Annotated in this window: 39 protein-coding genes; all 39 read right to left on the bottom strand. The window is 40.8% G+C overall.

Features of this window, described 5'->3' with window-relative positions:
• Positions 1-91: 91 nt before the first annotated feature.
• Positions 92-862 carry a tRNA pseudouridine(38-40) synthase TruA gene (truA, locus tag M0R79_RS01155; RefSeq protein WP_248416778.1) on the bottom strand — a complete coding sequence of 257 codons (771 nt, stop codon included), beginning with the start codon at positions 860-862 and terminating at the stop codon, positions 92-94.
• A gap of 3 nt (positions 863-865) precedes the next feature.
• Entirely contained in the window at positions 866-1,669 is an 804-nt protein-coding gene (locus tag M0R79_RS01150) for an energy-coupling factor transporter transmembrane component T family protein (RefSeq protein WP_248416779.1), read from the bottom strand.
• On the bottom strand, positions 1,662-2,558 hold the full coding sequence (locus M0R79_RS01145; RefSeq protein WP_248416780.1) for an energy-coupling factor transporter ATPase: 897 nt from the start codon (positions 2,556-2,558) through the stop codon (positions 1,662-1,664). Before M0R79_RS01145 ends, M0R79_RS01150 begins: the two co-directional genes overlap by 8 nt.
• Positions 2,528-3,367 carry an energy-coupling factor ABC transporter ATP-binding protein gene (locus M0R79_RS01140; protein ID WP_248416781.1) on the bottom strand — a complete coding sequence of 280 codons (840 nt, stop codon included), beginning with the start codon at positions 3,365-3,367 and terminating at the stop codon, positions 2,528-2,530. Before M0R79_RS01140 ends, M0R79_RS01145 begins: the two co-directional genes overlap by 31 nt.
• A 260-nt stretch (positions 3,368-3,627) precedes the next feature.
• Positions 3,628-4,014, bottom strand: coding sequence for a 50S ribosomal protein L17 (gene rplQ / locus M0R79_RS01135; RefSeq protein WP_092571473.1), 387 nt, complete (start codon positions 4,012-4,014; stop codon positions 3,628-3,630).
• 36 nt (positions 4,015-4,050) lie between these two features.
• The gene (locus M0R79_RS01130; protein ID WP_248416782.1) at positions 4,051-4,995 is read right to left on the bottom strand and encodes a DNA-directed RNA polymerase subunit alpha; all 945 of its coding nucleotides are present in this window, start codon (positions 4,993-4,995) and stop codon (positions 4,051-4,053) included.
• Between the two features lie 85 nt (positions 4,996-5,080).
• Positions 5,081-5,467: a 30S ribosomal protein S11 gene (gene rpsK, locus M0R79_RS01125; RefSeq protein WP_092571478.1), complete on the bottom strand. Its 387-nt coding sequence runs from the start codon at positions 5,465-5,467 to the stop codon at positions 5,081-5,083.
• Between the two features lie 26 nt (positions 5,468-5,493).
• Positions 5,494-5,850 carry a 30S ribosomal protein S13 gene (gene rpsM, locus M0R79_RS01120; RefSeq protein ID WP_248416783.1) on the bottom strand — a complete coding sequence of 119 codons (357 nt, stop codon included), beginning with the start codon at positions 5,848-5,850 and terminating at the stop codon, positions 5,494-5,496.
• Positions 5,851-5,863: 13 nt separating this feature from the next.
• Positions 5,864-5,977: a 50S ribosomal protein L36 gene (rpmJ, locus tag M0R79_RS01115; protein ID WP_092571482.1), complete on the bottom strand. Its 114-nt coding sequence runs from the start codon at positions 5,975-5,977 to the stop codon at positions 5,864-5,866.
• Between the two features lie 26 nt (positions 5,978-6,003).
• Positions 6,004-6,222 carry a translation initiation factor IF-1 gene (gene infA / locus M0R79_RS01110; protein ID WP_092571484.1) on the bottom strand — a complete coding sequence of 73 codons (219 nt, stop codon included), beginning with the start codon at positions 6,220-6,222 and terminating at the stop codon, positions 6,004-6,006.
• 56 nt (positions 6,223-6,278) lie between these two features.
• Positions 6,279-6,929 carry an adenylate kinase gene (locus tag M0R79_RS01105; protein ID WP_248416784.1) on the bottom strand — a complete coding sequence of 217 codons (651 nt, stop codon included), beginning with the start codon at positions 6,927-6,929 and terminating at the stop codon, positions 6,279-6,281.
• Positions 6,930-6,950: 21 nt separating this feature from the next.
• A complete protein-coding gene (secY, locus tag M0R79_RS01100; RefSeq protein WP_092571489.1) occupies positions 6,951-8,249 on the bottom strand; it encodes a preprotein translocase subunit SecY in 1,299 nt (432 codons plus the stop codon).
• Entirely contained in the window at positions 8,249-8,689 is a 441-nt protein-coding gene (gene rplO, locus M0R79_RS01095; protein ID WP_248416785.1) for a 50S ribosomal protein L15, read from the bottom strand. The genes secY and rplO overlap by 1 nt, the downstream gene beginning before the upstream one ends.
• A 30-nt stretch (positions 8,690-8,719) precedes the next feature.
• Positions 8,720-8,899, bottom strand: coding sequence for a 50S ribosomal protein L30 (gene rpmD / locus M0R79_RS01090; RefSeq protein WP_092571493.1), 180 nt, complete (start codon positions 8,897-8,899; stop codon positions 8,720-8,722).
• 10 nt (positions 8,900-8,909) lie between these two features.
• A complete protein-coding gene (gene rpsE, locus M0R79_RS01085) occupies positions 8,910-9,413 on the bottom strand; it encodes a 30S ribosomal protein S5 (RefSeq protein ID WP_092571495.1) in 504 nt (167 codons plus the stop codon).
• A 20-nt stretch (positions 9,414-9,433) separates the two neighbouring features.
• Positions 9,434-9,799: a 50S ribosomal protein L18 gene (gene rplR / locus M0R79_RS01080; RefSeq protein WP_282919847.1), complete on the bottom strand. Its 366-nt coding sequence runs from the start codon at positions 9,797-9,799 to the stop codon at positions 9,434-9,436.
• A gap of 39 nt (positions 9,800-9,838) precedes the next feature.
• A complete protein-coding gene (rplF, locus tag M0R79_RS01075) occupies positions 9,839-10,375 on the bottom strand; it encodes a 50S ribosomal protein L6 (RefSeq protein ID WP_092571499.1) in 537 nt (178 codons plus the stop codon).
• 41 nt (positions 10,376-10,416) lie between these two features.
• Positions 10,417-10,815 carry a 30S ribosomal protein S8 gene (gene rpsH / locus M0R79_RS01070; protein WP_092571501.1) on the bottom strand — a complete coding sequence of 133 codons (399 nt, stop codon included), beginning with the start codon at positions 10,813-10,815 and terminating at the stop codon, positions 10,417-10,419.
• A gap of 36 nt (positions 10,816-10,851) precedes the next feature.
• Complete coding sequence (locus M0R79_RS01065; RefSeq protein WP_092571503.1) at positions 10,852-11,037, bottom strand: type Z 30S ribosomal protein S14; 186 nt, start codon at positions 11,035-11,037, stop codon at positions 10,852-10,854.
• Between the two features lie 17 nt (positions 11,038-11,054).
• Positions 11,055-11,597 (bottom strand): 50S ribosomal protein L5, encoded by a 543-nt coding sequence (rplE, locus tag M0R79_RS01060; RefSeq protein ID WP_248416787.1) that lies wholly within the window; start codon positions 11,595-11,597, stop codon positions 11,055-11,057.
• Between the two features lie 27 nt (positions 11,598-11,624).
• The gene (gene rplX, locus M0R79_RS01055) at positions 11,625-11,930 is read right to left on the bottom strand and encodes a 50S ribosomal protein L24 (protein WP_248416788.1); all 306 of its coding nucleotides are present in this window, start codon (positions 11,928-11,930) and stop codon (positions 11,625-11,627) included.
• Positions 11,931-11,956: 26 nt separating this feature from the next.
• On the bottom strand, positions 11,957-12,325 hold the full coding sequence (gene rplN / locus M0R79_RS01050; RefSeq protein WP_248416789.1) for a 50S ribosomal protein L14: 369 nt from the start codon (positions 12,323-12,325) through the stop codon (positions 11,957-11,959).
• Between the two features lie 30 nt (positions 12,326-12,355).
• A complete protein-coding gene (rpsQ, locus tag M0R79_RS01045) occupies positions 12,356-12,622 on the bottom strand; it encodes a 30S ribosomal protein S17 (protein ID WP_092571511.1) in 267 nt (88 codons plus the stop codon).
• Between the two features lie 17 nt (positions 12,623-12,639).
• Entirely contained in the window at positions 12,640-12,837 is a 198-nt protein-coding gene (gene rpmC / locus M0R79_RS01040; protein ID WP_248416790.1) for a 50S ribosomal protein L29, read from the bottom strand.
• A complete protein-coding gene (rplP, locus tag M0R79_RS01035) occupies positions 12,827-13,261 on the bottom strand; it encodes a 50S ribosomal protein L16 (protein ID WP_248416791.1) in 435 nt (144 codons plus the stop codon). The genes rpmC and rplP overlap by 11 nt, the downstream gene beginning before the upstream one ends.
• Positions 13,262-13,263: 2 nt before the next feature.
• Positions 13,264-13,926 carry a 30S ribosomal protein S3 gene (gene rpsC, locus M0R79_RS01030; RefSeq protein WP_248416792.1) on the bottom strand — a complete coding sequence of 221 codons (663 nt, stop codon included), beginning with the start codon at positions 13,924-13,926 and terminating at the stop codon, positions 13,264-13,266.
• Between the two features lie 3 nt (positions 13,927-13,929).
• Positions 13,930-14,286, bottom strand: a complete 357-nt coding sequence (gene rplV, locus M0R79_RS01025) for a 50S ribosomal protein L22 (protein WP_092571520.1) — start codon at positions 14,284-14,286, stop codon at positions 13,930-13,932.
• 16 nt (positions 14,287-14,302) lie between these two features.
• Positions 14,303-14,584 (bottom strand): 30S ribosomal protein S19, encoded by a 282-nt coding sequence (gene rpsS, locus M0R79_RS01020; RefSeq protein ID WP_248416793.1) that lies wholly within the window; start codon positions 14,582-14,584, stop codon positions 14,303-14,305.
• 38 nt (positions 14,585-14,622) lie between these two features.
• Positions 14,623-15,453: a 50S ribosomal protein L2 gene (rplB, locus tag M0R79_RS01015; protein WP_248416794.1), complete on the bottom strand. Its 831-nt coding sequence runs from the start codon at positions 15,451-15,453 to the stop codon at positions 14,623-14,625.
• Between the two features lie 36 nt (positions 15,454-15,489).
• On the bottom strand, positions 15,490-15,789 hold the full coding sequence (rplW, locus tag M0R79_RS01010; protein WP_092571526.1) for a 50S ribosomal protein L23: 300 nt from the start codon (positions 15,787-15,789) through the stop codon (positions 15,490-15,492).
• Positions 15,789-16,412: a 50S ribosomal protein L4 gene (rplD, locus tag M0R79_RS01005; protein WP_092571528.1), complete on the bottom strand. Its 624-nt coding sequence runs from the start codon at positions 16,410-16,412 to the stop codon at positions 15,789-15,791. The genes rplW and rplD overlap by 1 nt, the downstream gene beginning before the upstream one ends.
• 30 nt (positions 16,413-16,442) lie before the next feature.
• Positions 16,443-17,075: a 50S ribosomal protein L3 gene (rplC, locus tag M0R79_RS01000; protein WP_092571530.1), complete on the bottom strand. Its 633-nt coding sequence runs from the start codon at positions 17,073-17,075 to the stop codon at positions 16,443-16,445.
• A 24-nt stretch (positions 17,076-17,099) separates the two neighbouring features.
• Complete coding sequence (gene rpsJ, locus M0R79_RS00995; RefSeq protein ID WP_092571533.1) at positions 17,100-17,408, bottom strand: 30S ribosomal protein S10; 309 nt, start codon at positions 17,406-17,408, stop codon at positions 17,100-17,102.
• A 679-nt stretch (positions 17,409-18,087) separates the two neighbouring features.
• Entirely contained in the window at positions 18,088-19,365 is a 1,278-nt protein-coding gene (locus M0R79_RS00990) for a mechanosensitive ion channel (protein WP_248416795.1), read from the bottom strand.
• A gap of 96 nt (positions 19,366-19,461) precedes the next feature.
• Positions 19,462-21,021, bottom strand: a complete 1,560-nt coding sequence (locus M0R79_RS00985) for a malonate decarboxylase subunit alpha (protein ID WP_248416796.1) — start codon at positions 21,019-21,021, stop codon at positions 19,462-19,464.
• Positions 21,022-21,087: 66 nt separating this feature from the next.
• Positions 21,088-22,059: an NAD(P)H-dependent flavin oxidoreductase gene (locus M0R79_RS00980; protein WP_248416797.1), complete on the bottom strand. Its 972-nt coding sequence runs from the start codon at positions 22,057-22,059 to the stop codon at positions 21,088-21,090.
• A gap of 30 nt (positions 22,060-22,089) precedes the next feature.
• Positions 22,090-23,031 carry a LysR family transcriptional regulator gene (locus M0R79_RS00975; protein WP_248416798.1) on the bottom strand — a complete coding sequence of 314 codons (942 nt, stop codon included), beginning with the start codon at positions 23,029-23,031 and terminating at the stop codon, positions 22,090-22,092.
• A gap of 35 nt (positions 23,032-23,066) precedes the next feature.
• Positions 23,067-23,828, bottom strand: a complete 762-nt coding sequence (locus tag M0R79_RS00970; RefSeq protein ID WP_248416799.1) for an enoyl-CoA hydratase/isomerase family protein — start codon at positions 23,826-23,828, stop codon at positions 23,067-23,069.
• A 14-nt stretch (positions 23,829-23,842) separates the two neighbouring features.
• A complete protein-coding gene (locus M0R79_RS00965; RefSeq protein ID WP_248416800.1) occupies positions 23,843-25,030 on the bottom strand; it encodes a thiolase family protein in 1,188 nt (395 codons plus the stop codon).
• Positions 25,031-25,051 lie beyond the last annotated feature (21 nt).

The raw sequence follows: 25,051 nt of genomic DNA, 5'->3' as shown, positions 1-25,051 counted from the left end.
GCGTTGAGGTGTTTCTTCGTTTCGCTGAGGGGCTACATCATATCAGGCGCTAGCTCTAATAGACCCTGTCTAAGTTTTAGCCAAATATAATTTAAGCGAAAGGATCTGTCGGATAATCGACCCGAACCATATATAGACCTTGGGGTGCCGCTGTAGGTCCAGCTTGTCGGCGATCCTTGACCACCAAAAGCCGTTCCAGTTCATTGATAGCTTTCAAACCGTCGCCAATTTGTAAGAGAGTGCCGACTAGAATCCGAACCATATTATAGAGAAAACCATTGCCATAAAAATGAAAATGTAATTCATTTAATTCAGGCTGATAATCTACCCTAGCTTGGTAAATGGTGCGTACCAAGTCGGTCTTATCGGTCTTGGTCGAGCAGAAGCTGGTAAAATCATGCGGACCGATAATCGCCGGCAATGCCTGTTCTAAGCGAGTTAGATCACAGGTATAGGGATGATTCAAAGTATAGAAACGTTTGAAGGGATCAGGATAATCGCTTAAGTCGACTCGGTATAAATATTCCTTGGCCTGGGCAGAATAACGAGCATGGAAATCATTACCTACTGTGGCAACTTTTCGAATGCGAATCGAAGGATCTAACAAGGCGTTGAGAGCTTTCCGTAAATTAGCCGGTGGAATCGCAAAAGGGAAGTCTAAATGAACGACTTGACCTAAGGCATGAACTCCAGAATCTGTTCGACCGGCAGCTACTGTATCGATTCGCGGCCCTTGTTTGCCATAAGCGACAATTCGAAGAGCCGCTTCTAAAGCCGACTGGACACTGGGCCCATTGTTTTGAACTTGATAACCGACATAAGGCGTTCCATCATATTCAATCAAGAGAGCGTAGCGTGGCATGGGCTACACCCACCAATTCAGCAAGATAATGGCTAAAGTTAATAAAATGAAAACGATAACCACTAGCCGATCTGCTGAGCTATAGGATAATTGACGATATTTGGTACGTCCCTCACCACCTTGATAGCCACGCGCTTCCATCGCAATGGCCATTTCTTCCGCCCGATTAAAGGCAGAAACAAATAATGGGACTAGGATTGGAATCATCGCCTTAACCCGGTCCAAGAATGATCCTTGATCAAATTCAACCCCACGTGCTCGTTGAGCATTCATAATTTTCTGCGCTTCGTCCATTAAAGTCGGAACATATCTCAGGGCGATGGATAACATCAGTGCAATCTCATGAGAAGGAAAGCCTAATTTAGATAAGGGCCTTAATAAATGCTCAATACCATCGGTTAACTCTAGGGGGGCTGTCGTTAAGGTTAGCAAGGTTGACATCATAATAATAAGAACCAAGCGAATAAACATATAGAGTGAGTTAATCAATCCCAGAGTAGTTACGCGCAGAATACCCCATTGGAATAAGATCTCCCCACCAGTCGTAAAGAATAATTGAAAAACAACGGTAAAGAGAATCAGCCAAATCATCGGTTTAATCCCATTGAGAAAGAATTTTAAATCAATCTTACTCAACAGGACGGCCGTGACCACGACCAACGATAGCAAGACATAAGCCAGCCAATGGTCGGCGAGAAAGATTAATAAAATAAAATATAAGGCTGACATGAGTTTAGTTCGAGGATCCAGCCGGTGAATCCAAGAATCAATCTGAATGTATCTTCCCAAAAGCATCTTCTCAAACATGAGAACCCTCTCCCTTCTGGCAAGATTCTTTCAAGGCAATAATTTGATCAGCCAGATCATCGGCAGCCAGGACGGCTGTTAACTGGTCACGATCCAGACCTAATCTCTGCTCAATCTGTAAATAAAAATCCATCGCATAAGGCAAGGTTAACTGATGGTCAATGAGCCATTGATAATCAGAGAAAATCTCTTTGGCCGTACCAACTTTAGCGACCTGGCCATGGTCCATGGCAATAACATAGTCAGCATAATTGGCCACATCCTCCATCTGATGGGTCACCATCACTAGACTAATTCCCATCTCTTGATGCAACTTCATAAAAATTTCCATCGTTTGTTGATGACCTAATGGATCCAGGCCTGCCGTCGGTTCATCCAAGACCAATACTTCAGGGTTCAATGCCAAGACCCCAGCAATGGCAACCCGTCGCATCTGACCACCGGATAAATCAAAAGGCGAGCGTTCATAAAGACTTTCAGGCACGCCTACGAGTTTTAGTTTTTCAATGGCTACAGCCCGCGCTTCTTCTTCACTAGCTCCGAAATTCAACGGACCAAACATGACATCTTTTAGGACGGTTTCTTCGAAGAGTTGCGCTTCGGGAAATTGAAAGACCACACCGACTTTCTTACGCAGGGGTTTGAGACTTTTATTCTTAGAATCTTGAGTAACCCGTTCGCCATCAATGGTTACGGTACCTTTTGAAGGGCGAACCAGAACATTAAGATGTTGAATCAAAGTTGATTTCCCAGATCCAGTATGACCAATAATCGCAGTTACTTGATGTTTGGGAATCTTCAAATTAATTTGACTCAGGGCCTGTTTTTCAAAGGGCGTACCATAATTGTAATAGAAATCTACTTGGTCAAATACGATGTAGTCAGCCATTCTAACAGTGCCTCCTCATTCATATAGTGGGCGGGTAAACTTACCCCACGGGCTTCAAGCGCCGATCTTAATTTCTGAGCAAAAGGGATATCCAAACCCAAAGAGATTAATTGCTCACCAAGGGCAAAGATTTCTTCTGGGTTTCCTTGTTGAATTGGCTTTCCTTGATGCATAACGATAATTCGATCAGCCCGACTGGCCTCGTTAATATCATGGGTAATAGAAATAACTGTTAAGCCAAACTCTTTCTTTAATTCAGCCATGGCTTCCATCATTTCTCGACGACCTTGAGGATCCAACATCGCGGTTGCTTCATCGAGAATCACAATGCTTGGTCGGGTAGCCATCACGGAAGCCAGAGCGACCCGTTGCTTTTGACCTCCTGACAAACGAGCAGGTTCATGCTTAGCAAAAGCCGACATATTTACCTTAGCTAGCGCTTCCGGAATTCGTCGGAGCATTTCTTCCCGGGGGATACCGATATTCTCTAGACCAAAAGCGACATCATCTTCGACTGTCGCACCGACAAATTGATTGTCTGGATTTTGAAAGACCATGCCGACATGCCGACGTGCCTGCCAAATGGTTTCTTCACTGAGGACTAAGCCCATGACCGATACCGATCCTTGATAAGGGACCAACAAGCCATTAATGACTTTCGCACAGGTCGACTTTCCTGAGCCGTTTGGGCCAATCATCGCTAGCCATTCGCCTTGACGAACACTCAGATTGACATGGTCTAAAGCATCTACCTCCGCTTCGGGATAGCGAAAGGATACATCCTTTAGTTCGATCACATTTTCTGTCATTGTTGTCTCCTAACTTGCAAATCTTTTATACATAAGTTTATCAATCATCTGTTGACTTTAATCATGGTAATCATACCATAAGCTACATTCATTAATAAACTTATATACAAAAAAGCACTTTATCGATGTTTGCACAGGCTTGAAGCCAGAGGCTTCAAGCATAATCTTTGCGATTAATTCATGTGCATAGAGCTAGACTCGAAATACTTCAAATCGTAACACTCTCCATCATAAAGTGAGTAAGAATATGTCAATAATGATTAAACTAACTCAATAATAACCATTTCAGCTGCATCGCCGCGACGTGGTCCTTTTTTAATGATCCGGGTATAACCACCATTGCGGTCAGCATAACGGTTAGCATAATCGTCGAATAAACGGTTTAATACAGTTTCAATGACGACTTCATCGTTTTCTTCGTCAATATGAGCATCAGCAATTTCATTGCGTAAGAATGATGCAGCCCGACGACGTGAAGCTAAATCGCCTTTTTTACCTAGTGTAATCATACGTTCAACAAATTTACGTACTTCTTTGGCCCGTGAAACGGTAGTTTCAATGCGACCGTTGATGATGACATCAGTGGTTAAATCACGTAACATTGCTTTACGTTGAGAGCTTGTACGCCCTAATTTACGGTATGTCATTATCGTCTTCCTCCTTTACCTATTATCGATTGTATTCTAGTCTTCATCACGTAATCCTAAGCCTAAGTCAGATAATTTCCCTTTAACTTCGGCAAGTGATTTGCGACCTAAATTACGAACCTTCATCATTTCTGATTCGGATTTATTGGTGAGTTCTTGAATAGTATTGATGCCTGCACGTTTCAAGCAGTTATAAGAACGTACAGAAAGATCAAGTTCTTCGATGGTCATAACTAGGACTTTTTCTTTTTCTGTTTCTTCTTTTTCAACCATAATTTCAACATCGCGCGCTTCTTCATTTAGATTCATAAAGACATTTAAGTGCTCGATAAGAATTTTGGCGGCTAAACTTAAAGAAGATTCAGGAGAAATCGATCCATCAGTCCAAATATCCATCGTTAATTTATCATAGAGGTTCTTTTGACCAATACGCGTGTTCTCAACCGTATAATTAACCTTCTTAATGGGCGTATAGATTGAGTCAATGGCTAATACACCAATTGGCATATCTTCTCGTTTGTTATGTTCGCTACGAACATAGCCTCGACCATTGGATACATTCATTTGCATCTTTAACTCGGCATCCTCAGCCAAGGTACAAATATATAAATCCGGGTTGAGAATCTGAACTTCATTGTCATGAATAATATCTGCTGCCGTTACCACTTTAGGACCAGTAACATTTAATTCAATCACTTTATCTTCTTCAGTATGTAATTTTAGAGCAAGTTGTTTTAGGTTCAGAATAATTGCACCTACATCTTCAGTTACTCCATCAATGGTTTGAAATTCATGAAGTACACTGTCGATTTGGATACTTGTAATGGCTGAACCAGGTAATGAAGATAATAAAATACGTCGTAATGAGTTTCCAAGGGTTGTTCCATAACCACGTTCTAGTGGTTCAATCACGATTTTTCCAAATTTGTCATCGTCACTGACTTCAATTGTAGTAATCTCTGGCTTTTCAATTTCAATCATTGATTATTTTTCCCCTTTCAAAACGTAATGCTCAATTTAATTACTGTTTTCCTATTGGCATTAGGAAGTTTAAACTCAGCATTGCTTATACACGACGGCGTTTTGGTGGACGAGCTCCATTATGAGGAATTGGAGTCACATCACGGATTGCAGTTACATCTAATCCAGTCGCTTGTAATGAACGAATGGCAGATTCACGACCAGAACCTGGACCTTTGACTGCGACCTCAACGGATTTCATTCCATGTTCAATTGCGCCTTTAGCGGCTACTTCTGAAGCCATCTGTGCGGCGAATGGGGTTGATTTCTTAGATCCACGGAATCCTAATGATCCGGCTGAAGACCAAGAAATTGCATTTCCTTTTTCATCGGTAATCATCACAAGAGTGTTGTTAAAGGTTGAACGAATATGAGCAATCCCTTTTTCAACATTTTTCTTGATACGACGACGACGAGATTGTTGTTTTGCCATTGATTTAACCTCCTTTTATTCAGATTCTATTTAGTAATTGCTTTCTTAGGACCCTTACGAGTGCGGGCATTGTTCTTTGTATTTTGTCCACGTACTGGTAAATTACGACGGTGGCGCATACCACGGTATGAACCGATCTCTTGTAAACGTTTGATGTTCAAGCTTACTTCCCGACGTAGGTCACCTTCAACTTTAATACTATCGACGATTTCACGAATACGGTCTAATTCATCGTTAGTTAAGTCTTTTACTCGAGTATCTTCAGAGACATTGGCTTGAGCTAAGATGTCTTCAGCTGTACTCTTTCCAATTCCGTAAATGTATGTTAATGCAATAACGATACGTTTTTCACGTGGGATATCTACTCCAGCTATACGAGCCATTTATTTCCCTCCTTTAACCTTGACGTTGTTTATGTTTTGGATTGTCACAAATTACCATCACTTTTCCGTTACGTTTGATAATTTTGCACTTTTCACAAATTGGTTTAACTGATGCTCTAACTTTCATCGTGTTCCCTCCTTAAAATAATAACCTTATTTAAAACGGTACGTAATTCGACCCTTTGTTAAATCATAAGGAGACATTTCAACTGTGACTTTATCTCCTGGTAAAATGCGGATGTAGTTCATACGGATTTTACCTGATACATGGGCTAAAATCTCATGACCATTCTCTAATTCAACTTTGAACATTGTATTGGGTAATGTTTCAACAACAATTCCTTCAACTTCGATTACATCATCTTTCGCCATTGATATTCCTCCTTTACCAGCAAGATAATTTATGATTATTCTTGTACAAGAACATCTTATTCTCCTAAGATATTCCGTACTTCGCGATAAACATTCTCAATTGGTTGTTCCCCATTGATACGCGTTAATAAGCCGAGCTGATCATAATGCTCTAAAATTGGACGGGTCGTATCATATTGTAATTGAATACGGTGGCCGACCTTTACTGGTTTATCGTCTTCTCTTTGGACAAATTCAGTTGAACCGCACACATCACACACCCCATCAACCTTAGGAGGGTTGAAGATCTTGTGATAAGTCGCTCCACAATTTGCACAGACGATACGTCCACTTAAACGTTCTTTGAGTACTTCTGGATCGACATCAATGTAAATCACATGGTCAATCTTTTGGCCTAAGTCTTGTAGATTTTGATCCAAGGCTTGAGCTTGATCAATTGTCCGTGGATAACCATCTAACATAAAGCCTTGCTCTTGAACATCGGCTTGTGATAGACGTTCTTTCACCAGTTTATTGGTAATTTCATCCGGCACTAAATTACCATTATCAGTATATTTCTTTGCTTCTAAACCTAGAGGAGTTTCGTTCTTAATAGCACTACGAAAAATATCTCCAGTAGCAATATGAACCATTGGGTAATCCTTGGAAATATGCTCACTTTGGGTCCCTTTACCAGCACCTGGTAAGCCCATTAAAATAATATTCATCTTGTCTACTCCCTCTGTTTATTAATTCTGTAAATTTAAGAATCCCTTGTAACGACGTTTGACCATGCGTCCTTCCACTTGCTTAGCAGTTTCAATAGCTACCCCAACGACAATTAATAAACTCGTCCCTGATAAAGACAAGGTCATCGGCACATCAATAAAGAACCCAACGACAATCGGAGCCACAGCAATAATAACTAGATAGATCGCTCCGACACCACTTAAGCGGTTCAAGATGGTGGTTAAATAGCTTTCCGTATCATTTCCCGGCCGCACACTTGGAATATAACCAGATTGCTTCTGTAAATTCTCGGCGACTTTCTCTGGATTGACTTGGATTAAAGCATAGAAGTATGTAAATGCGATTAACAAGAGTGTATAGAATATGGCCCCGTAAGGATGTCTTAAATCAAAGACTTTAACAATCTCACGGATGATCCAATGTTTATTAGACATATCCATAAATGAGAAAATTTGTTGAGGGGTCGTAATGAATGATGAAGCAAAGATGACTGGAATAACTCCAGCAGAATTAATTTTCAACGGTAAATGAGCCATATATTTAGCCCCTGATGCCCGTTTAGAATGATGGATTGGAATCCGTCTTTGGGCGCGCTCAACCAAGACTACCATAATAATAGCTAACACTAAAATTAATAGGATACCTAATAAAATAAGTAAGTTTTGGGTGAATTTATCACCGGCGCCTACTAAGCTGGTTTGAACATATTGATAGATATCTTTCGGCACTTCAGAAACAATCCCGGCAAAGATAATCATTGACACACCGTTTCCTATACCGTTACGAGTAATCTGTTCACCCATCCAAACTAACAACATGGTTCCTGCCGTTAATACTAAGGCGATGGTTACGAAAGTTGTTGCTGTAGGGTTAGCGATTAAACCTAAACCAGATAATTGGTTGAAACCATATGCCAAACCAAGTGATTGGAAGAAGCCCATAATAATGGCCAGATAAGTTGAGGCTTGGTTCAACTTCCGTCTGCCGACCTCACCTTGTTTAGACCATTCAGTAAATTTCGGCACCAAGTCCATCTGTAAGAGCTGCATAATAATTGAAGCAGTAATGTATGGAGAAACCCCCATAGCAAATAATGAAAAGCGTTTTAATGCTCCCCCACCAAATGTATTCAATAACCCTAAAATACCACTATCGGCAATTGTCTTCAATGCTTCAGCATTTACGCCTGGAACCGGAATATGTACACCCAAACGAAATACGGCAAAAATAAACAATGTAAATAAGATACGCCGTCGAATATCACGAGTTGTAAATGCATTTTTTATAAAGGTAAACATTAAATCACCTCGATTGATCCACCTGCTGTAGCGATGGCTTCTTCAGCAGTTTTAGAGAATTTGTGAGCTTGAATCGTTAACTTACGATCTAACTTGCCATTACCTAAAATCTTCACTCCGCTTAATTCTTGTTTGATAAGACCTACTTCTTTAAGTAGAGCTGGAGTTACTGTTGTACCATCTTCAAATCGATTCAATGATTCTAGATTTACGGTTGCATATTCTTTACGGTTCATGTTGGTGAAACCACGTTTAGGAAGTCGACGAGATAATGGGGTTTGTCCACCTTCAAAACCTAATTTAACTTTCCCACCAGAACGTTGTTTTAACCCTTTTTGTCCACGTCCTGCAGTCTTACCATTTCCAGAACCTTGTCCACGTCCAACGCGGTTACGGTCTTGACGAGAGCCTTCATTTGCTTGTAAAGTATGAAGTTTCATAGCTTCGGCACCTCCTTATTTAGTAATAAATTATACTTCTTTAAATTCAACTAGATGTTCAATAGATTTAATCATGCCGCGAATTGCTTCGTTATCAGGCTTAGTTACTACTTTATAAGTCTTGGTTAGTCCCAAAGCTTTAGCAGTATTGATATGGTTTTGTTTACGACCGATTAAACTTTTCATTAATTTAATTTCTAAGTTCGCCATATCTTTCCTCCTAACCTAGCAATTCTTCAACAGATTTACCACGTAAATCTGCAACTTCTTCAGCTACCTTTAATTGTTTAAGTCCTTCAACAGTTGCACGAATCATATTGATTGGTGTGTTAGATCCTAGTGATTTACTAGTTACGTCACCAATACCTGCTAACTCGACAACGGCACGAACAGGTCCACCAGCAGCAATTCCAGAACCGGCGATCGCTGGTTTTAATAATACACGACCACCACAGAATTCACCGATGGTTTCATGAGGAATCGTTGTTCCAGTCATTGGAACTGAGATCATGTTCTTCTTACCGTTCTCAATGGCTTTACGGATAGCTTCTGGAACTTCCGCAGCTTTCCCAGTACCGAAACCAACATGACCATTTTGGTCACCAACAACGACAAGGGCTGAAAAACGTAGACGGCGTCCACCTTTTACAACTTTAGTCACTCGGTTAATTGCAACCACACGGTCAGTAATTTCACCAAGTGTTTCTGGATTAATAAATTCCATTCTTGGGTGTCCTCCTTCTCTTAAAATTCTAGTCCGGCTTCACGAGCAGCTTCAGCTAAAGCTTTCACGCGTCCGTGATAAATGTAACCACCACGGTCAAAGACAACTTTTTTGTGACCTTTCTCGATGGCACGTTCAGCAACTAATTTACCAACTGCTTGGGCTTGTTCTGTTTTTGAGCCTTCTGCAATTGCTTGATCATTACTAGAGGCACTAACTAGCGTCACACCCGCTACGTCATCAATTAATTGAGCGTAGATGTTTGTATTCGAACGGAATACATTTAAGCGTGGGCACTCAGCAGTACCAGAGAGTTTATTTCTAACGCGCATATGGCGTTTTTTACGTAATTTATTCTTATCTGGTTTTGATATCACAATTGTCACCTCTTTATTTTAAATTTATATATGATGATGGCCTGGCGATTATTTACCAGTCTTACCTTCTTTACGACGAACATATTCGCCAACGTACTTAATTCCTTTACCTTTATAAGGTTCTGGTGGACGAACAGCACGGATATTGGCAGCTAGTTCGCCAACTTTTTCTTTGCTGGTTCCTTCAACGACGATTTGAGTATTTGAAGGAACTTCAATACTGATACCTTCACCAGGTTCGAATTCAACCGGATGAGAAAGACCTACGTTCAAGACTAATTTGCTGCCTTGTTTTTGGGCCCGGTATCCAACACCGACTAATTCTAACTCTTTCTTGAATCCTGTAGATACGCCTTCAATCATGTTCGCTACTAATGAACGAGTTGTGCCATGGATTGAGCGCATTTCTTTTTGATCGTTAGGACGGGTAAAGTTGATGGAATTATCTTCAATCTTCACGGTAATGTTTGAATTAAGTTCACGTGATAATTCACCTTTAGGACCTTTAACAGTAACTGTTTGCCCGTCTAGTTCCACGGTCACTCCTGAAGGGATTTCGATGGTTTTATTTCCAATACGACTCACAGGACCGCACCTCCTTATATTATATCTCTTATTTGCTTAAATTACCAAATGTAAGCGAGTATTTCGCCACCCACGCCTTGTTGACGTGCTTGTTTATCAGTAATCAAACCGTTTGATGTTGATACGATGGCAATGCCTAAGCCGTTCAAGACTTTAGGAACTTCATTTGATTTCGCATATACACGTAGACCTGGTTTAGATATACGTTTCAAGCCAGAAATGACTTTTTCATTATTGCGACCATATTTTAATTGTAATGTGAGCATGTTTTGCTTGTTATCTTCTTCAACTTCGTAACCTTTGATGAATCCTTCGTTTTTAAGAATTTCAGCCATGGCTACTTTCATGTTTGAAGATGGAGCAGATACTGTCGCATGATTTTGTGCTAGGGCATTACGAATTCGTGTTAAAAAATCTGCAATTGGATCTGTCATAACCATAAAAGTTTACCTCCTCGTTTTTAAGAATAATGGATATTACCAACTTGCTTTCTTGACTCCAGGAATTTGTCCTTTATAAGCAAGTTCACGGAAGCAAATACGGCAAAGTTTAAATTTGCGAAATACTGAATGCGGACGTCCGCAACGTTCACAGCGTGTGTAATCTTGAACTGCATATTTATGTTTACGTTGTTGTTTATTAACCATTGATGATTTAGCCAATATTTTCGCCTCCTTTATTATTTTCTAAATGGCATACCTAACTCTTTAAGTAAGGCATAGGATTCTTCGTCAGTTTGAGCAGAAGTTACGATAACAATATCCATCCCTCTTACCTTATCGACATTATCATAAGAAATTTCAGGGAAGATCAATTGTTCTTTAATCCCTAAGGTATAGTTTCCACGACCGTCAAAGGCCTTATTAGAAATCCCTTGGAAGTCACGAACACGTGGTAATGATACAGTAATTAATTTGTCTAAGAAGTCGTACATTTTTTGACCACGTAGGGTAACTTTAGCCCCAATAGGCATTCCTTCACGTAAACGGAAACCAGCAATAGATTTCTTTGCTTTAGTAATTACTGGTTTTTGTCCAGCTAATAGGGTTAATTCGTCAACAGCTTTGTCTAAGTTTTTGGCGTTAGATACAGCGTCGCCCACACCCATATTGATGACAATCTTTTCAACTTTAGGAACTTGCATTACAGAAGTATAACTGAATTGTTCCATTAATTTTGGGGTAACTTCATCTCTAAATTTAATTTTTAAACGGTTTTCCATGAATACTTATCCTCCTTCCTCAAAGAATTAGTTAAGTGTAGTGTTTGATTTCTTGGCAAAGCGAACTTTCTTGCCATCTTCTTCACGATAACCTACACGGCTAGTTTCTCCAGTTGATGGATCAACAAGTTGTACGTTAGATACGTGAATTGGGGCTGGAAATTCGTTCATTCCGCCGGTTGACATTTGGCTTGCTTTTTGGTGTTTCTTAGCGAGATTAAGGCCTTCAACGACTACTTTGTCAGCCTTAGGCATCGTTTTAAGAACGGTTCCTTCTTTGCCTTTATCTTTACCAGCAATAATTCTGACTTTATCGCCTGTTTTAATACGCATGTCCAGTTTCCTCCTTCGTTATGAGATTATAAAACTTCTGGAGCTAAAGAAACTATCTTCATAAAGTTGTTTTCACGTAGTTCACGTGCAACGGGACCAAAGATACGGGTACCACGTGGGCTCTTATCGTCACGAATAATTACACAGGCATTTTCGTCAAATTTAATGTAGGTTCCATCTTTACGACGGGTTCCTGATTTAGTACGGACGATAACGGCTTTAACAACGTCGCCTTTTTTAACAACCCCACCTGGTGTTGCGTTTTTAACCGTTGCTACAATGACGTCACCAATATTGGCAAACTTACGTCCAGATCCGCCTAAAACTTTGACTGTCAAGACTTCACGTGCACCGGAGTTATCGGCTACTTTCAATCGAGTTTCTACTTGAATCATTTATATCCTCCTTCCGACACTTATGGTCTATTAGATAATTACTGCTTCTTCAACAACATCTAATAAGCGGAAGCGTTTCGTTTTAGACAATGGACGAGTTTCCATAATAGTAACGATGTCGCCTTCTTTAGCACGGTTTTGTTCATCATGTGCTACATATTTTTTAGAGTATTTTACACGTTTACCGTATTTAGGGTGTGTTTTACGCGTTTCAACAATTACAGTGATTGTCTTGTCGTTCTTGGCAGAAATTACCCGACCACGGTATACTTTACGTTCATTTCGTTCTGCTGTCATGTTATGCCTCCTTCACTCTATTGTTCAGACAATTCTTGCTCACGCAAGACAGTCTTGATCCGAGCAATCGTTTTACGTACTTTGCGTAAACGGGCAGTGTCTTCTAATTGTCCAGTTGCCAATTGGAATCGAAGATTGAAAAGTTCTTTTTTGAATTCTTTTTCTTTCTCAACCATTTGTGCAGTGGATAATTCTCTAATTTCTTTAATTTGCATTCGATTCACCACCATATTCTTCACGTTTTACAAATTTAGTCTTGATTGGTAACTTGTGTGAGGCCAAACGGAAAGCTTCGCGAGCAACTTCTTCAGAGACTCCGTCGATTTCGAATAGAATCTTACCCCGTTTAACTGGTGCTACCCATCCTTCTGGAGTACCTTTCCCTTTACCCATACGAACCCCAATAGCTTTACTGGTATATGATTTATGAGGGAAAATGTTAATCCAAACTTTCCCACCACGTTTCATATAACGCGTCATTGCGATACGGGCTGCTTCGATTTGACGGTTGGTAATCCAATGAGATTCAATTGCCCGAAGACCATAAGATCCGAAAGTAACCTCTTTACCACCTTTAGCTTCACCGCTCATATTTCCGCGGAATTCACGACGGTGTTTTACACGTTTAGGTACTAACATCTTTATTTCCCTCCTTTCGCAGCTGGTTCTTGTACCATACCTGGCAAGATTTCGCCACGGCTAATCCAAACTTTAACTCCTAATTTACCATATTGTGTGTCAGCTTCTTCCCAAGCGTAGTCGATATCGTTACGCAAGGTATGCAATGGAACGGTACCTTCACTATAGTGTTCGGTACGGGCCATATCGGCACCATTCAAACGTCCAGACACTTGGGTCTTGATTCCTTTGGCTCCTGCCCGCATTACACGTTGGATGGCTTGTTTTTGAGCACGACGGAATGCAACCCGGTTTTCTAATTGACGAGCAATGTCTTCTGCGACTAATTTTGCATCTAGACTTGCTTCTTTGATTTCAACGATATTGATATGAACTTTCTTACCGGTCATCTTAGTCAATTCATTCTTCAATGCATCGACTTCTGCTCCACCTTTACCAATAACCATTCCTGGTTTAGCGGTTGAGATAGAAACGATCACACGGTTTGAAGCCCGTTCGATTTGAATTGTAGAAACAGAGGCTTCTGAAAGTTTTTTGTAAATAAACTCACGAATTTTTAAATCTTCGTGTAGGTATTCGGCGTACTTCTTGTCTGCATACCATTTAGCATCCCAGTCACGGATAACGCCAACACGCATACCTATTGGATGTACTTTTTGACCCATTAATTATGCCTCCTCTTTCTCTGATACCACAATGGTAATGTGGCTGGTTCTCTTATTAATTGGTGAAGCTGAACCACGGGCACGTGGACGGAACCGTTTCATAGTTGGTCCTTCGTCAACGAATGCTTCACTGACATATAAGCTAGCTAGGTCCAAATCATAGTTATGTTCGGCGTTAGCGATAGCTGACATTAATACTTTCTCAACGACTTCAGCAGCACTGTTTGGAGTGAATTTCAAGATTGAAATAGCTTCCCCAACTTGCTTTCCTCGGATAAGGTCGATTACTAAACGTGCTTTACGAGGGGCAATGCGAACTGTCTTAGCCGTTGCTTTTGCAGATGTAACTTGTTCTGTCATCTAATTCCCTCCTCTTTTAACGTTTCTTAGTTTGTTTGTCATCTTTACTATGACCACGGTAAGTTCTTGTTGGTACAAATTCGCCTAATTTATGACCGACCATATCTTCTTGGATATATACAGGCACATGTTTACGACCATCATATACGGCAATGGTTAATCCGATAAAATTAGGGAAAATGGTTGAACGGCGTGACCAAGTTTTAATAACTTGTTTTTTACTGTTTTCTGCTTGCACTTCTACCTTTTTCATTAAGTGTTCATCAATAAAAGGTCCTTTTTTCAAACTACGACTCACGGTGTAGCCTCCCTTCGCTTTATTATCTATGGCTCAAATTATTTCTTACGTCCACGAACGATTAACTTGCTTGATTTTTTGCGGGTATTACGTGTCTTAAGACCCAATGCAGGTTTACCCCATGGAGTCATTGGACTTGGATGTCCGATTGGTGCGCGACCTTCCCCACCACCGTGTGGGTGATCATTAGGGTTCATTACAGAACCACGAACGGTTGGACGTTTAGATAACCAACGAGACCGTCCAGCTTTACCAATATTAATCAGTTCGTGTTGTTCATTACCTACAATTCCAACAGTTGCTCGGCAAGTCGCTAGAATCATTCGAACTTCACCTGAAGCTAATTTAACTAATACATATTTACCTTCTTGACCAAGAACTTGGGCACTCGCTCCGGCTGAACGCACTAATTGAGCTCCTTTACCAGGTTTCAATTCAATATTATGAACAAAGGTACCTACTGGAATATTAGCTAAAGGTAGGGCATTACCTACTTGGATGTCTGCTTGAGGTCCTGATTCAATCTTTTGACCTACTTTAATTCCCTTTGGTGCAATGATGTAAGTTTTTACCCCATCTTCATAATGAACTAGGGCAATGTTAGCTGAACGATTTGGATCATATTCAATCGTCTTAATCGTTCCAACCACTCCATCTTTATTTCGTTTGAAGTCGATAATCCGGTATGCCCGTTTATGACCCCCACCTTTATGGCGGACAGTGATCTTACCTTGGCTGTTACGACCGGCTTTTTGTTTTTGCGATGATAAAAGTGTTTTTTCTGGTTTATCTGTCGTTAACACAGAGAAGTCATACCCTGTCATATTACGACGACCATTTGTTGTCGCTTTATAATGTTTAATCGCCACTGGTTTTCCCTCCTATATTATTTGATTTAGTCTTGATTATTCTTCGTCATCTGACTCGAACAATTGAATATCAGCTGATTCTGGAGTTAATGTTACGATGGCTTTCTTATATTTACGGGTGAAGCCTTGGTAGCGACCCATACGTTTTGCTTTTCCATCAACATTAATTGTGTTTACTTTAGCTACTTTAACTCCTTCAAACATAGCTTCAACCGCTTGTTTGATTAAGTTCTTGTTGGCCCGACGATCAACTTCGAAAGTGTATTTCTTTTCGTCAATGGCATTCATCGATTGTTCGGTAATAACCGGACGTAGGATTACTTCAGAAAATTCCATTATGCTAAAGCCTCCTCTACTGTTGATAATGCTTGTTTAGTAATTAAGACTTTATCATAGTTGACTAAGTCTAGAACATTCAAATTATTATCATCGATCACTTTTACATTTGGTAAGTTACGAGCTGATAAATAAGTGTTGTCGTTCTCTGCTTCTAAAACTAGCAATACTTTTTGGTCTAGGTTTAGTTTATTCAATACTTCTTTGAATTCTTTGGTCTTTGGTCCATCGAAAGCTAAATCTTCAATCACGACGAAGCTTTCTTCAGCAACTTTTTGTGATAAAACAGATTGTAAGGCTAAACGACGTACTTTCTTAGGTAATTTATAGCTATATGAACGAGGTGTTGGTCCAAAGACGGTTCCTCCACCAACCCATTGTGGTGAACGGGTAGATCCTTGACGCGCACGTCCGGTACCTTTTTGTCTCCAAGGTTTACGGCCACCGCCACTAACGGCGCTACGATTCTTAACCGCGTGAGTTCCTTGGCGTAATGAAGCACGTTGCATAATAACAGCGTCAAAGATAACTCCTTCATTTGGTTCAATTCCAAAGATGGCATCTTTTAATTCGATTTCTCCAGCATGGCTTCCGTCTTGTTTGAACATTGTTACTTTTGGCATTCTCTCGTTCCTCCCTTCTTATCTCTGAATTTAATTTGATTTAATCGCTGATTTGATTTCAACGAGTGATTTCTTAGATCCTGGGACATTTCCTTTAATAAGGATGATGTTGTCTTCTGGATTCACTGCTACGATTTCTAAGTTTTGAATGGTAATACGTTGGCCACCCATTTGACCTGGTAATTTCTTACCTTTCAATACACGGCTTGGCGTAGAAGCCATACCCATTGAACCAGGACGACGATGGTAACGAGAACCGTGAGCCATAGGTCCACGACCTTGACCGTGACGTTTAATAGCCCCTTGGAAACCTTTCCCTTTGGAAGTTCCTGTTACATCAACGATGTCTCCTGCTGCGAATGTCTCAACTGTAATTTCTTGTCCAACTTCATATTCTCCTAGCTCGACATTGCGAAATTCGCGAATGAAGCGCTTAGGAGTAGCATTTGCTTTTGCTACATGACCTTTATGTGCTTTGGTTGCTAATACTTCACGTTTATCTTGAAAACCTAACTGAACTGCTTCATAGCCATCTGTTTCATTGCTTTTAACTTGCAATACCACGTTTGGTTGAGCTTGAATCACAGTGACTGGGATTAATTCCCCGTTTTCAGTAAAGTATTGTGTCATACCTACTTTTGTTCCTAAGATTCCTTTGGTCATGAGTACACCTCCATTTTGTTAATTTTATAATTTAATTTCAACGTCAACACCACTTGGTAAGTCTAATTTCATCAAAGCGTCCACAGTCTTAGCAGTTGGGTCGATGATGTCAATTAAACGTTTGTGGGTACGCATTTCGAATTGTTCACGAGAATCTTTGTATTTATGTGGAGAACGGATCACGGTATAAACTGAACGTTCGGTTGGTAATGGAATCGGTCCAGCTGTCTTAGCTCCTGTTCTTTGCGCTGATTCTACAATCTTACTCGCTGACACATCAAGAGCACGGTGCTCATATGCTTTCAAACGAATACGAATTTTTTGGTTTGCCATTTATTTTCCTCCTTCGTCTATTATCTTCGAATGACTAGCTCCGCGAGAATTACCGACCTCCAGGCAGTGGCAACTCATCCTAGCGTGTCGCAACCTCCCGCTTCATAGCTCACCCATACTTTAAAAGTACCGGGTGTAAATACAGTATCCCTAAGGACACAACGAACATTATACTGGAAGCTTTGCCGACTTGCAAGGCCTATTTCAAAGAAAGTTCAAATATTTTTACTCATTCAGGTTAAATTCTTTTGGCTGACAATGAGCGCAGGAAATATTAAATTTTATAATTTAAACACACGATGGGTTTACTCATACCGGTTAGTAATATTATCTTTTACTCTCATCGTTCTTAATCTGACGGAACCTAGGCATAATTCTTCCTATATTATAGTAGAAACCCGTTAGTTATTTGGAGAATATTTTCTTAATTTCTGGTCAATTATAATTTTTGAAATTCGAATCGGTTTACTGATCCTCTCAAAAAGTTATTAAGCTTGAGGTCGGTCAAATGAATCTGAGGGATCATCCATTGACACTGATTCATACAAAAACAGCTACTTAGACCCACCAAGACAGGGGCTAGTAGCTGTAAATTCATTCTGAGTGTGTATCGCTAAAATATTTAATCGCGTTACGACATCCTATCTGATTATTTAAATCGTCTAGGTTCGTATCAAGTTTAAACTTGATGGTCTAAATGATCATCTTCATTCAGTGTTTGTTGAGGGTCGGTGATAATTTGATTGGATTGTTCTCCTTCTTTGGCCAGAGTATGGTCGATTTCTTCTAGCTTGCGATGAGCATAATCTTTGCCGCCTAAACCAAAGGCTAGGACGAAGGCACCGGCTAAAGCACCAAGAATAATCACAAAGGCAGAGTTTACAATGGTTTGAGCGATTTTCAATTGGTCTAAGGTCATAAAGATAGCCAAAGCAATAATTGTAAAGCGAACCAATTCACTAAATAAGCTTGATCCAGATACTTGTTTAATAAAGTTGGCGAAGATATTTCCTCCGATGAGCCCAAGCGCCAAGATAATCACCGCTGAAATCACCGCTGGAATATAGGCAATAATTGAAGAACCAATTGCATTTAGGACATCCAGATTTAGGATGTTAATCGCTTCAACGATAAAGAATAGGGTCAAGAGACTTTGAACTAATACACCAATGACTCCTGAAATTTTGAGTTGGCTTTCTCCTTTGAAATTTAAATATTTAGAATATTGATCAATTCCAGAGGTAGATAATAAGCCTTCAACGACATCGCCTAGCAGTTTGCCGACGAAGCTACCAATAATTAGCATAACTACCGCTGCAAAGATATTCGGAATGGCACCGAGAATTTGGTTTAAGACATCAATGATGGGTTGAGAAATAGATTGAATCCCTAGAGTCTCTAAAGCGACCGTAAGAATCGGAATATACAAGAGAACATAAACCACAGAAGATAAGACATCCGCCATTTGATTTTCATTCACATTCAATCCGTGAACCGATTGTTTAGTCACCTTACGATACCATTTGTCAATGTTCAAACCGGTAAGAATGTTCTTGACTAAACGCTTAATAAAGTTACAGAAATAGCCCCCAATAATTAGAATAATCAAGGCCATCAATAGGTTAGGAATAAAGGCTAAGAAAGTAGCAAACATGGCCACAATTGGATTTAAAGCTCCACCAATATTTAGACCTGCGAGAATACTTGGTAAGAATAGAATAATAACAATAAAGTATAGTATAGAAGCAATCGTTTCAATAAATACATTGGCTTCTTCCTTGCTTTTGGCAAAACCCCAATGTTGTAACTGTTGATCGAAATCAATCTTATTTAAAACGGTGATGGTGAAGCGTTTAATCGCCCAAGCCACCACTAAGGCTACGACTAATAATAATAAAGCACCAAAGATACCCGGCAGAGCATTGACAATTGAGCGGAAAAAATTATCAAGGTTCATCTTATCATCTCCCTTTCTAAGGGTCATTGTACCATTACGGCTTCAAACTTTTCATCTAAAATGGCTTCAAACCAAGCAAATTTCCCAATTATCTTCTCAACGACACAAGGGATGCTGCCAAGTTAAATCAAATAAACTTGAATCCATCTCCTTGAGATTCGGACTCATCACAGGTTGAAATGGAAGTTGTTGAAGAATATCCTGTTCTAAATCTAAACCAGGGGCAATTTCAATCAGGCGTAACTTACCTTGCCTATCCAAATCAAATACTGCCCGTGAAGTGATGACCATTATTTCTTTGCCGGCATTTAATTGAATACCACTGGCGAAAGAAATATTAGCTAGTTTCTTAACAAATTTATCGTGATTGCCAGAGTGAAGTATACGAACTTGCTGATCAACTAACTCTATTTGCTCTCCTTGTCTAAATTCACCGATAAAAATAATCTTCTGGGCACCATGGGTAATATCAATCATTCCACCAGGGCCATAGATCTTCCCGCCTAATAGGGTAGAGTTCATATTCCCATAAGGATCCAGCTGACCAAAGCCAAGGATGGTCGCATCTAAGCCTCCTCCGTGGAAGAGACTAAACATGTCTTGGCTAGCTAGGATGGCTTCGGCATTGATACTGGGACCATAGTCATAGCCCGAACATGGGTAGCCGCCATAGCCCCCAAAGTCAATAGCAAATTTAATCCGATCTAATAGTCCTTGTTCGCCAATCACCCGATTAATCCGCGAAGCCAAACCATTGCCGATATTAACCAATGAATAATCAGGAAGCTCGCTGGCTGCCCGTCTTAATATAATGTCCTCAATGGTTAAAGAAGTTTGCGTTTCGAAGCTTAACTCTTTGGTCTGCTCATTCGATAAATACGGACTATATTGAATGAAAGGAGTCTGCTGATGATAATGACTTTGGCCAATCACTACTTCATCTACTAGGTGACCAGGTACGACCACTTCATGGGCTGGAATCTTCTCGTCAATGATTTCTTCAACCTGGGCAATAACTAGACCTCCCGCATTCTTTGCTCCGGCAGCCAATGAGAATTGTTCCAGACGATTCGTTTCATGTTTCAAGGAAATATTTCCCTGACGATCGGCAAAGGTCCCCTTAATAAAAGCCACATTAAAGTTTAGTGGACGATAATGAAGATAAGGTTGACCATCGATCTGACACGCCGAAACATAAGGTGTTTGGGCTTGGGCTGAAGGATTCATCTGACCCGCTTGGAGTCTCGGATCGATAAAAGTATCTAAACCTACTTGGCTAAAGACACCTGGCCCCCGTTGAGCAGCATTCTGATACAGTTGACCAATGATCCCCTGGGGCAGCATGAATAATTCATAAGCATCCTGACGAGCTAGCGCTTCGGCTAGAGGACATAAAAATAAGTAAGAACTGACGACCCGTTTCAATAAACCAGGAGCTATCAGATGATCTAATCCTCGCCCTTCCCCCATACCCAAACCGGCTGTCGAGATAAAGGTAATCGCACGCGGCGATTGGTGCTGCCGATAATATTCCCCCAATCCAGCAAACAGCTGTTCCGGCATCCCACCAATACCAAAAGAAGTCGTAGCAATAATTGCTTGATCGGGAATCTTGGCCATTACCTCAATATAATTACTCGCTTGTAAATTTCTCATAAACATTCCCCTTTTAAAAGAAGATAGATGCACTTAAACTAAGCACATCTATCGACTTTTATGAATCTATTCGTTTATTAATTGAGCCATTGCTTGGTGGCAAGTGCGAAATTCGCTGATAAATTCTTCAATAATTTGACCAGCTGGCTTGATGTCATGAATTCGACCCACGCCTTGGCCCATACTCATCTGTCCCTCATCGAGACGACCCTCAATCATGGCCTCATAAGATCGACGCCCAGATATTAATGGCATCAAGTCTTTTAAAGTAGCACCTTCAGCTTCAGCCGCTAAAATTTTCTGAGCGAAAGCATTGTTGGCCACCCGCATAGCGTTCTTTAGGGATTTCATAGTTAAGACGGTACCATTCTCGGGGACCTGGAGGAGAGCTTGACGGTAGGCCTCACTAGCATTGACTTCAGGGGTTGCTAGAAAACGAGTACTTACTAGAACTCCATCTACTCCTAAAGCCATGGCGGCATAAAAGCTCTTACCATCAACAATGCCGCCACCAGCCAGCACCGGAACTTCTAGTTCTTCAGCTGCCTTGGCCCAAAGAATCGATCCGGCCACTTGTTCCATACCAGGATGTCCCCCCGCCTCCATACCAATCATTGAAATAATATCGGCTCCATCTTTAATGGCTGCCCGAGCATGTTTGAGGCTAGTTACCTTATGGATTACTTTAACACCGGCATCTTTCAAAGGAGTGATAAAGTTTCCTGGCCTTTGACCAGAGGTCTCAACAATACCCACCCCTTCTTCAATAATGACATCAATATATTGAAAGATCATATCGGGTATCACGACTTCAGGTACCAAGGAAATATTGAAGGCGAAAGGTTTATCAGTGAGTTGTTTCATCTTACGAATTTCAGCACGTAAATCATCGGAATTGGCGAAGGCCATGGCAGGCACCGTCCCGAGCCCCCCAGCATTGGAAATCGCTGCGGCCAAATCTGCCAACGACATATATTGCATAGCGCCTTGAACGATCGGGTATTTAATACCCAGTAATTCAGTTACTTTAGTTCTCATAATTCACCTCTTTTAGTAAGATCTGACGGCTTATTTTTTGAGGAAATCGTAACGTAGATTATGTTTATCATCATAAAAATTCTCTAAAATAGAAGCGAAGATAAATGATTCTAGTTTAGAATACTTGCTTTTCTTTTGACGGACAAGTGTCGGAATATAGGCAATCGGATCGGAAAAACGTTTCTCCACTACGCCGACTTGTTGAATGTTCTGTCGAAACATATCGAACGATGCAGTAGGTAAGATTGCAATCAATTCATTCACCTCTGCTGCTTCGATTAAATAATCCCAAGAGTCTGAACTGATTAATAACTTGGCATGTGAATCATGGGCTTTGAGCTTTTCCTGAATCTCACTCACTAAACCATCTGTTGAGTTATAGGTGGTGTAGAAATAACCATCAATATCTTTCCAAGAAAGAATATGCTTGTTGGCCAGAGGATGATCAGGGTTCATAAAGGCAGCCACTTCTGTTCGCCCGAGTAGATGTTGCTCATATTTATCAGGATCTAAGTGGGTTGGTTGCGACAAAATCGCTGCATGGAGGACTTCGTCTTCCATCATTTCTGACAAGACCAGTGAACCTGCTTCGACTGTTTCAATAAAGGCTTCAGGATATTCAAGCATAAACTGAGGGATAAACTTACGGAAGAACAAACGCAGAATGGTTGGATGAGCACCTAAACGAAAGGTCCCTTTTTGGCGCAAAGATTCTTTCTCAACAACGGAAATAAATTCTTCATACTTATGATTAACCTCTAAAGCGGCTTGATATATCTTGCGACCGGCAGAGGTAAACCCAACAATTCTGCCATTCTTTCGCTTAAATAAACTTACGTCATGATCGGTTTGGAAAGTTTTGATAAATTGACTTAGGGCCGATTGGGATAAATACAATTTACTGGCAGCGGCCGTTAGATTAAAACCTGCATCGACAATTTCAATCAGATACTGCATTGAATTTATATCCATAAGACACCTCTTTTAGCTTTGGTGTCTACATAATATCACTTCTGCAAGAATTTTGTAACCGCTTCAGCATGGGCGTCCTGTCTTGAAGCCAAACTCATAAATTTCGCTTCTTGTTGATTGAATTGATCAATCTCAGGATAATTAAGACTAGCTAAGAGTTCTTTCTGATAAGCATAAGTGTTTAGCGGACCGGTTTGCAGTTTCCGAGCCAATTCCTCAGCGTCCGAGACGACTTTTCCTGGCGGAACCACTTTATTGACCAGGCCATAACGGCGACCCTGTTCAGCTGAGATTGGCTCATTCAACATAAGATGGCTGTTCAGTTGCTGAGTCGGCATGGCTTGATAGAGATGATAGATTAGATCTGTATCCCCCGGGAAAGCTAAACCGATAAAAGCGGTTAGCAATTTACCCTGTTCTTCCATTAAGATAAAATCGCAAGCTAAGGCTAAGCCTAAACCAGCACCGGCTGCAATTCCATTAATCGCCGCAATCACGACTTTCTTATTTTGTTTAATGCTATTGACCATGGCTCCGGTAGCTAAGATATCTGTTTCAGTTAAATAGCGCTTCTGTTCTAACATTTGTTGGAAGAGTTGAATGTCTCCACCCGCACTAAAATGTTTACCCTTGCCGGTCAAAATCGCGACGTCGACTTGATCATCCAGATTAATTTGATCAAATACTTGCTTGATTTCAGTATAACTTTCTTCCGCAAAGGCATTCCCCTGTTGGGGCCGATTCAGCGTGACATAGGCTATCCGATCCTTCAACTCATAGGTTAGGGTTTGATACATGTCCTTCCCCCTTATTAATGTAGATATTCAAAAACTCCAGCAGCTCCCATACCAACACCGATACACATAGATACAATCCCATATTTACTTTCAGGACGACGAGCCATTTCAGCTAATAAGCGCGACGTCAAGATGGCTCCCGTGGCTCCTAAAGGATGGCCTAAGGCAATGGCTCCCCCATTCACGTTCGTAATTTCTGGATCAATCTGTAACTCGTTCATTGAAGCCAAAGCCTGGGCAGCAAAAGCTTCATTAATTTCAAACAGATCAATATCATCAATACTTAGTCCAGTTAATTTTAAGACTTCTGGAATCGCGTAGGCCGGCCCGATTCCCATATATTTAGGGTCCACCCCCACTGCTTTATAGCCTAAGAACTTAGCAATTGGTTTAATCCCTAATTCTTTGACTTTCTTTCCAGACATCAGAATCACAAACCCTGCACCATCGCTGACTTGAGAAGATGAGGCTGCAGTAACCGTGCCTTTGGCTTTGAAGATCGTAGGCAATTTAGCCAGGCTTTCTAGATTAGATTCTGGTCGAATCCCTTCATCATCTTTAAATTCAACTTGCTCTACAACAGGTTTATTATCTTGATACGTGACTTTCTTAACTTTCAGTGGAATAATTTCATCGGCTAAGCGTCCAGCATCTTGGGCAGCTTTAGCTCGTTGATGACTGCGGACCGCAAAAGCATCTTGATCCTGACGACTGACTTGATATTTTTCGGCTACCTTTTCAGCGGTTAGCCCCATTGGATAGGCTTGACCAACATCTTCTTTCTGTAAAGTTGGGTTATTGGTTGGTTCATTGCCCCCCATTGGAACGGCACTCATAAACTCAACCCCTCCCGCTGCCATCACATCAGCCTGCCCAGCCATAATGGCATTAGCAGCGCTAGCAATGGTCTGTAAGCCTGATGAACAGTAACGGTTAACCGTTTGTCCAGGGACAGAATAGGGTAAACCAGCTCGCAAGGCAACATTCCGAGCTATATTGAAACCTTGGACTCCCTCAGGGAAAGCATTCCCAACGATAACATCTTCTATTAGGGCCGGATCAAAGTCGCCTTCAATCCGGTCGATGACACCTTTAAGAATTTCGGCGGCGACATCATCTGGACGTTCAAATGCCAAGGCTCCATTCTTCTTTCCTTTAGCAATGGCCGAACGTCCATAAGCCACAATGTATGCTTCTTCCATTCATGTCATTCCTTTCTCCAG

Source organism: Ignavigranum ruoffiae, from assembly GCF_023195815.2.
GTDB lineage: Bacteria > Bacillota > Bacilli > Lactobacillales > Aerococcaceae > Ignavigranum > Ignavigranum ruoffiae.
This window is presented reverse-complemented; position numbering and strand designations above follow the sequence as displayed.